At 40.4% G+C, this 7505-nt stretch carries 7 protein-coding genes; 2 read left to right on the forward strand and 5 right to left on the reverse strand.

The features are described 5' to 3' along the window. Nucleotides 1–30: 30 nt before the first annotated feature. The 5 genes from G563_RS0117860 to G563_RS0117885 all read right to left on the reverse strand — a co-directional run bounded on the left by G563_RS0117860 (nucleotide 31) and on the right by G563_RS0117885 (nucleotide 6029). Nucleotides 31–528, reverse strand: a complete 498-nt coding sequence (locus G563_RS0117860) for a hypothetical protein (RefSeq protein ID WP_028666509.1) — start codon at nucleotides 526–528, stop codon at nucleotides 31–33. A gap of 4 nt (nucleotides 529–532) precedes the next feature. Then, nucleotides 533–826: a hypothetical protein gene (locus G563_RS38150; RefSeq protein WP_157585437.1), complete on the reverse strand. Its 294-nt coding sequence runs from the start codon at nucleotides 824–826 to the stop codon at nucleotides 533–535. A 9-nt stretch (nucleotides 827–835) separates the two neighbouring features. Beyond that, on the reverse strand, nucleotides 836–2488 hold the full coding sequence (locus G563_RS0117875; RefSeq protein ID WP_028666510.1) for a hypothetical protein: 1653 nt from the start codon (nucleotides 2486–2488) through the stop codon (nucleotides 836–838). Between the two features lie 13 nt (nucleotides 2489–2501). Next, nucleotides 2502–3848 (reverse strand): Dyp-type peroxidase, encoded by a 1347-nt coding sequence (locus G563_RS0117880; protein WP_037327373.1) that lies wholly within the window; start codon nucleotides 3846–3848, stop codon nucleotides 2502–2504. Nucleotides 3849–4112: 264 nt separating this feature from the next. Further along, a complete protein-coding gene (locus G563_RS0117885; protein ID WP_028666512.1) occupies nucleotides 4113–6029 on the reverse strand; it encodes a M14 family metallopeptidase in 1917 nt (638 codons plus the stop codon). Nucleotides 6030–6296: 267 nt separating this feature from the next. On the opposite strand from G563_RS0117885, the gene G563_RS37115 reads away from it, so the two are divergent. After that, nucleotides 6297–6824, forward strand: a complete 528-nt coding sequence (locus tag G563_RS37115; RefSeq protein WP_051211058.1) for a GNAT family N-acetyltransferase — start codon at nucleotides 6297–6299, stop codon at nucleotides 6822–6824. A 44-nt stretch (nucleotides 6825–6868) separates the two neighbouring features. Continuing rightward, complete coding sequence (locus G563_RS0117895; protein WP_028666513.1) at nucleotides 6869–7384, forward strand: FKBP-type peptidyl-prolyl cis-trans isomerase; 516 nt, start codon at nucleotides 6869–6871, stop codon at nucleotides 7382–7384. The last annotated feature ends 121 nt before the right edge of the window (nucleotides 7385–7505 follow it).

The raw sequence follows: 7505 nt of genomic DNA on the forward strand, positions 1-7505 counted from the left end.
GACTTTAAGAAAAAGATAACTTGTTAGTAATCAACAAGAAAACAACTCTAATAATATTGCCTCTTGTAAGGTGTCTATGTTTTTTTTAATTGTTAAATTACCCCCTGTTAAAAATACGGAGGAGGCATTTATCGTACTTTTGTCTGTTACGAATATTGTAGTAACACTACTATTAATTTTGAGTCCTTGTTCGCATTTAGCATTTAAACCTTCAAGATTTAATGTGCTAGAATTAAGTATTAATTCATCGCATTTTATAGTCGTATTTTTGAAAGAAAAAGAAGTAGCACTATTAATTTCAAGTTTTTTGCACTCAATATGCATGTCTTCAAAAACCTGAGTGCTACCACCTAGTATGATGGTGCCCGAGGAGATTATTTTGCCCTCTTTCAGATTTACATTACAGGTTATGTCTCCAGAATGTTTGATATTTAAATTGTTTGCAGAGGTGCTGATTCGAAGTGTTTGTCCAAAACTGTTCAAACAAGAACTCCAAATAATAAATAACACAAGTAAGTAATTCTTCATGATCTTAATATTCTAGTTTTTTGTACTTGTTTTTCCAAAACTCGCATAACACCTGTTCGAAGGCTTCATGGTCTTTGCGTGTTGTCTCGTAAATAATAATACCATTAGCACCTCCTTTGATTATAAATCCCTTATATGTATTCATTATGGATTTATCAAATTTTTTCCAATCGGGGTTTCCCAAATCGTAATCTGGTATCTTGCCGCTACAATCACATTGGCTTGTATAAAATACCCTTGTGCAGGCATTAAGAAGGCTAAAGCCAATGATTAATAAAACAATTGCTAGCTTTTTCATGCCGATATATTAGCGGGTTACTCTGCGGGTCAGATTGTAGGAAACAGAGAAGAAAGCTGCAGGGCGAAACACTTTCTGAACCACTTCTTCAAGATTTAAATCACTTGGATATTCTTTGTTCTCTTGATAAAGATTTGTTTTCAATCGGTTGACCCGATTAAAAATAACGCCCGCATTGAGCATTACTTTTTCATTTTTGCCGAGTACATAGCTTAAACCTAATAAAATGTTAAAATCTAGTTTTGTGACATCGGCAATATTGGCCGAAACCCCCATTAGCCCACTCCAGGCATTGGGGCGACCTGTGCGACCATAGAAGTGCATCATTGCTGCGAGACTAGGGCTAATGGCATTAGGGTTTTCAAATTTTGTTAATTTAGAATTAGTATCCAGAAAATAAGAATCGTCTTTGGATTCATTCCCAAATCCTAAAACAGGACCTACACTAAAATCAACTTTGAGACCACCTCGGGTAGGGACATCAAACCCAAAATTGGTAATTGTAAGATGGGGACCAAATGTATTGGTCTGAATAGGCGTGATGGTCACTTCATAGTTGGCTACGTCTTCGTCCATTTGTACAGGGGGGGCTGTCACTGTAAAATTTTTAGGGTTACGAAGTCCTTCTGCCAGTTGGGATACCTGCTCCACTAACGTTAACAAGTCTTCGTCTTGAATGAGTTTATCAGCTGTTTCGATTTCATCCAATGCTTTTTTTACCTCCTTTTTTACTTCTTCTTCTGACATGTCTTTACCTTGGAGTAATAATTGCGTTGCTTTGTCAAAAGCTTTGCCATACAACTTTTCCAATTCTTTATAGAGTTGCATATATTCACGATATTCTTTGCCGACAATCGCGGTGCTGGAAATGTTGATATTAGAAACTTTAGAGGCCATATCGCTAAAACCCAAGTCTTCTTGACTAAGCGCAATCAACCGTCGCTGACTTATTTTCATGTCGAGAATGAGCTGTGATATTTTTTCGGTTTTATCTCGGAATTCTTCACACTTATCTAGCACTGATTGAACTATTTCCTTGAAATTCTTTATCTCTCTTTTTAACTCCTCTATGTTGGCTTCTTCTTCCTGCTTTTCTTCTTTAAGTTTTGTAATTGAATTAGTGAGATTAGATTCTTGGATTTGCAAAGCATCTCTTTGGGGTATTAGTGTACTATCAGTTGTATTGGCTAATGGGGCAAGTGATCTTTTTGTAATGCTTAACAAATCTTCTTTTTCTTTTAGAGTCGCATTGATGCCTTCTAACTGGTCGGTTTGTCTTTTATCAGAAGTTTCAGCATCTTTTCTTAGGCTATTCATTGTATTAATCCCTTTATCAATATTATCGTTAGCCTCTTCTGCTTTTTCATTATTTTCTCCCAAAAAATTTTTTAGACTCTGTGGGTCTAAACGAAACAGATTCTGTAATTCGGTAGGAATGGGGGTCTGTAGCGAAATTTTCTTGCCAGTAATTTCGACTTTATAAAGATATCGATTGATATTTTTAATCTCAAAAATGGTAAAAGTGCCATATTGAACAGGTTGCGTAATGTAGGAAGTTTGTATAGATTTTTTGAACTGCTGCCAATCTAAACCTACTCGCTCTTGTGCATATAGATTTTGGGCTAAGCAGTGCATGAGCAAGAAAAATGCTGATTTTTTCATGTTAGGTAGGAGGTTAAAGATTGGAAAAGAAGAGAATACTAGGAGCAAAGAAATATTCACCCCCTTTCATGGTTACAAATTGTTTAAATGGTTGTTTATCGGTCGTAGGAGTACCGTATGATTTAGGGAAATTATATTTGTTATCTTGAATAGGTAGATGAGGCTGGCCAATGATAGGATCAAGTCCTGTATTTGGATGTTCAAAATTTGGCTCGTTTGCCCAATTTACCTGAATAAACTCAAATTGTTTTTCTATACTTGCCTGATAACTCATAAACAAGAGTCCTACATCACCTTCGGGCATTTGGGCATAGTGTTGGTCAATTTCAATAGGAACTTCGCGGTGACCAAAAGGAATACCTCTACGAGCCATAATATGCGATTTGTCTTCGTCAGTGCGTCGAGGGTTGGTTTTACGGATGTGGGCAAAATGAGGACAACGCCCACCTGACGGATCATTATCATAGTTAAAGTTGTTAAGTTTACTGCCTCCAGACATTCCCTCTGTTCCTTGAATGATAACGGGCGTGCCATCTTCAAAACGCCCTATAATATACGCACCTGCAATTTCTCCTAGGCCAAGTTTTTTTTCGGCTTTTTTAAATCCCCTTACATTCTGTTCTAGTTTTCGGAAAACAAAGTAACTACCCATCGCTTCGGTGTCGGCCACATAAGGATCTTGAAAAAGTACTAGATTTATCTCCGCACTAGGGTCAAAGTTTACCTCACCAATTATTGAATTGGAAGAAGCTTGATAAGCATCTATTTCATCTTTTAGAAAAAATGGCTGACTCACTCCATCTACATATCCGAAGTGTTCGAGGCCGTCGCCGTTTGCATTTTTGAGGGTGTGCCCATATTCAATAGCACGAATAGAGCTAAATGAGCTAAGTTTTTCTAAAACGTCTTTGGCAAAATTTCCCATCCTTATTGTATCGTCGTCGGCAAGTAGTAGCATCATATCTATTTCTTCACGATATCCTTTTTCCCAATTTTTTTTAGGAGGATCTTGAAGATTACGATTCTTCATGCCAGTACAGAAGGCTTCATCATTAAGGCCTGCCATATCTCCTTTTAAGTATTCTAAACCAGATTTGGTAAAAAAAATAGCTGAAAATAAATCTCCCTGTTTCTTGGCCTTTTTAAATTCTTCCCTTTCTACCAGTTGTTTTAAACAAGAGGTTAGATAGGTTGATGCGTATTCTTTTAACCATTTAATGGCTATGTTGTTTTTTTTTCTGTCGAAACGTACAAAAATGTGTGTTGTATGATCTCGCCCGTGCCCTTTTAAAATATTTCCTTGAATTTTAGAAAGAAAAGAATGAGTTGAAATATCGTTGAAATCAATGGGAGATTTCATAGTGCTAGAAGTTTATAAGTTATTAAAATGAAATTTTTTGGTTATTTTTTATTAAACACAAGGCGAAAAAATCCTAATGAGGTAAAAATAACATTACAAATTTGTTACATTTTTAATAACCCTACCATGTGAAAATTCCCCTTTTATATACCGCTTTTTTCCCCATTTGTTTGGGTAGAAGACGCAAAAAAACGGACAACACCTATGTGCATAAGGTCTTGCCCGTAAATGAGAGAAGAATAGAGTATCTTTTAGTCCGTTTTATTACTTCCCAATCGCAATCTCTTTTTCTTTATAACCTCCTCGCGTCGAAAGCAGTTTTACTTTGGCTTTGATGGAGGTAGTTTGATTGAGTTTGACACGGAAAGTCGCTTCTTTTTGTTGACCTACTTGGGTATAGTCGCTGTAGATAGTTTTGTCGTACAACGCGGGTAGAGTGACGACAGCCTTGGCGTTTTCAAAACCTTTCAAAAGTTCTTTGTCAATGTCGAGAGTAACGCGGTCTTCTTGGACTATTTTTACGAGTTTGGCTTGTTCGAGTGCCACGGGCAGTTTTCCTACATTGCTCCAAGTGACTTTGATTTCGTATTCGTTATTGGCAAGGGGCTTTACGGTTACATCTTTGAGGTCGATTTGGGGTAATTCTTTGGCCATTGCTAAGTTGAACCGTGATTGTTTCGAAATCCAGTTTTCTAACTGCCAAGCGGGGCCATTTTGGGCAAAAAACTTGGGGTGAAAGCCACCAATTTCGACCTCTCCAAGTACAGGATGCATAAATTTGGTCCAAGGTTTGAAGCCTTGTTTTTTGTTTGCTTCGTCGTCCCACATAAGACCATCGTACTCATCATATTGACCATCTTTGTTGTAGTCTTTCATGGCACCGCCGTTCCAAAGTTCGTCGCCGTACCATACCGAGCCGTAGTAGAAATACCCAAAATCAGGCCCATGACCAAAAAGTGGATTGGGTTTGGAGGGGTCGCCAGTCATACGGTCGGTTTTGCTACGAGTGCTGTAGGTATCATAGACATCGCCCGCCCAAGGATAGCCCGTAAACGACAGACCGAGGCTGTCCATGTGTTTGTAAATAGCCAAATCTGAGGGAAACATACTTTCGGCACTTTTGGAAGTAGAAGGGGGACGAAGGTGCATAGGCACGCGCGTATCCATCGAATTGACGACCGAGATGTGCGGATGTTGGAGCAAAAACAATACGGTCGAACGAGTTTCGATTTCGCTCAGGGGATATTCGCCTGCTCCGCCTTGGGTATAGCCTCGGCCTGAGCGGTCGCCTCCTTGGTCGGGACGCCAGTTTTCGGGATAATTGCGGTGATTGTCGAGGCCACCTATACCGTCTTCGTTGTATTTTCCATCGCCGTCGTTGTCGATACCTTCTGTATATACGAGCCATTCGCCCTTGCCTTCCAGTACTTTTTTCATCAAGCGCCCCGACGGGTCGCGTGGGTCGAGTACATAATCGGCTTTTTCTTTTTCGGCTTTGGTGGTGGCTTTTTTGCGTATCTGATAAATGACCCCATCGCCGTCGAGGTCTTCTTCGGGGTCTTCATCTAGCAGCCCGTCGCGGTCATCGTCTTTAGGCCGCACGGTACTGCGATTGCGCTGTGCCGTAAAAAGATACATATTAGCTCCGTCAGGGTTGTTTTGGGGGCGGAGATAAATGGTCTTTGTATCAACTAATTGGGTAATGCTAGGGTCTTTGCCGTAGTTTTCGAGCAGGTGCTGCGTGAGCCACAAAATAGCCTCACTGCTTGTGACTTCACCACTGTGGCGACCTGCCTCAAAATACGCCGCAGGTTTGTCGGTGTGTTTTCCTGTTTTTTTGTTAGTGATAGTCATTTGTAAAATAGGACGTCCTTCGTAGCTTTTGGCTACTTCGTACAAATCCACGATGTTGGGAAACTGCTCTGCCCACTTGCGATACCAATGATACATCACATCGGGTGAGTGATAAACTTCAAAAGAGAGCTTATCGGTAGGAAAATACTGAACGTCCTTGAAATGATGTTTTTTGAAATAGCTAACGCCGTGGCGTTCGCCTTTAACGGTGTAGAATTTGCTAGCGGTGTCTTGCTCGGGCCATTTTTCGTCGCCATAATATAGCTTTTGGGCCGAAAGCTGACTGCAAACCAAGACGCTCACCAGCAGAGTAGCGAAGTGTTTCATAAGGGTTAATTTGTTGTTGGAGTGAAAAAGTAGAAAATTACGCAGCTCCTTTTACTTTACAAAAACTTGGGTAGGAAATAAACCTGAATAATGTACATCCAAACCTATTTTTTAACTTTGTAGCCCCAACTAAAACAATTGCCTCTGCAACTGCTGATTACTCTTTGGATGCCTGATAGGGTGGCGTAGCGGCGTCGAGCCGCCATGAACGTTTGTGTACATACCACAAGCACCTATTTCTTATTACGTTCCAAAACAATTTTATCCATGTTTTCTTTAGAATCTAATCGTTTGCGGCTTATTCCGCTCAATACTTCCCAATTGCAGCTTCATGCTTCAAACTACGAAGCACTACAACTTTCTCTGGGTTTGACTCCCCGCCTCATGCTAATGGAAGAATATTTTCAAAACGAATTTGACGACGCTTTGGCCAACTATTGGCTTCCCGAAACTGCCGCTAATTCGGTAAACTTTCAGTGGTTTACCAATTGGCTCATCGTACATAAAGCCCACAATTGTGTAGTGGGTGGAATAGGAGTAGCAGGCTTACCCAACGACCAAGGCGAAACCGAAATCGGCTATGGTATCGACCAAGCATACCGCAATCAAGGCATTGCTTCCGAAGCCCTCGCGCGCCTGTCTGAGTGGGTATTTCGGCACCCTTCCACTAAGGGGCTGATTGCTTATACACCAGCAGATTTGGTTCATTCTCAGAAGGTACTGCAAAAAACGGGTTTTGTCTCTGTTGAAGAAAAAGAAGGGTTAATTTTGTGGCGAAAATTGAAACCAAATTAGGTATCAATTTTGAAAAATTGTAGGTTTGACAAAAATTTAAATCAATGAAAATAGCACCTAATCAAGTCGTAGCAGTTACTTATGAATTGAGTTTGCTCAACGACAGCGACGAATGGCAAATGGTCGAAACCGTAGGAGATGACCAGCCTATGTATTTTATTCAGGGTATGAGCGGATTGCCCGAAGCATTTGAAGAACAGCTAAATGGACTTTCGGAAGGCGATACTTTTGATTTCAAACTTGATGCTGAACAAGGCTACGGAGACTACGATACCGAATCAGTAGCGGAGATTCCGTTGGAAGTATTTAAAGTAGATGGCGAGCTTCAAGCAGATATTTTGCAAGTTGGTAATATGGTACCTATGACCAACGAAGAAGGGCACCGTTTGATGGGCCAAATCGTTGAAATTGACGAAGAATTTGTACTCATGGACTTCAATCATCCTTTGGCGGGTCGTGAGATGCACTTTGTCGGAACCGTAGTAAAAGTAAGACCTGCTACGGCCGAAGAGTTAGATCATGGCCATGTACATGGTGATGGTGGGGTACACCCTCATTAATCACTTCAACTCAATGTTGGCGAGGTTTTTCATTTCACTTCAACGTTGGCGAGGTTTGAAACCTCGCCAACGTTATGGCTAGCATCCCCAAATTCTGTACGCTGAAAACTATCGCAGGCAA

The sequence above is a fragment of the Runella zeae DSM 19591 genome, from assembly GCF_000423565.1.
Taxonomy (GTDB): Bacteria; Bacteroidota; Bacteroidia; order Cytophagales; family Spirosomataceae; genus Runella; species Runella zeae.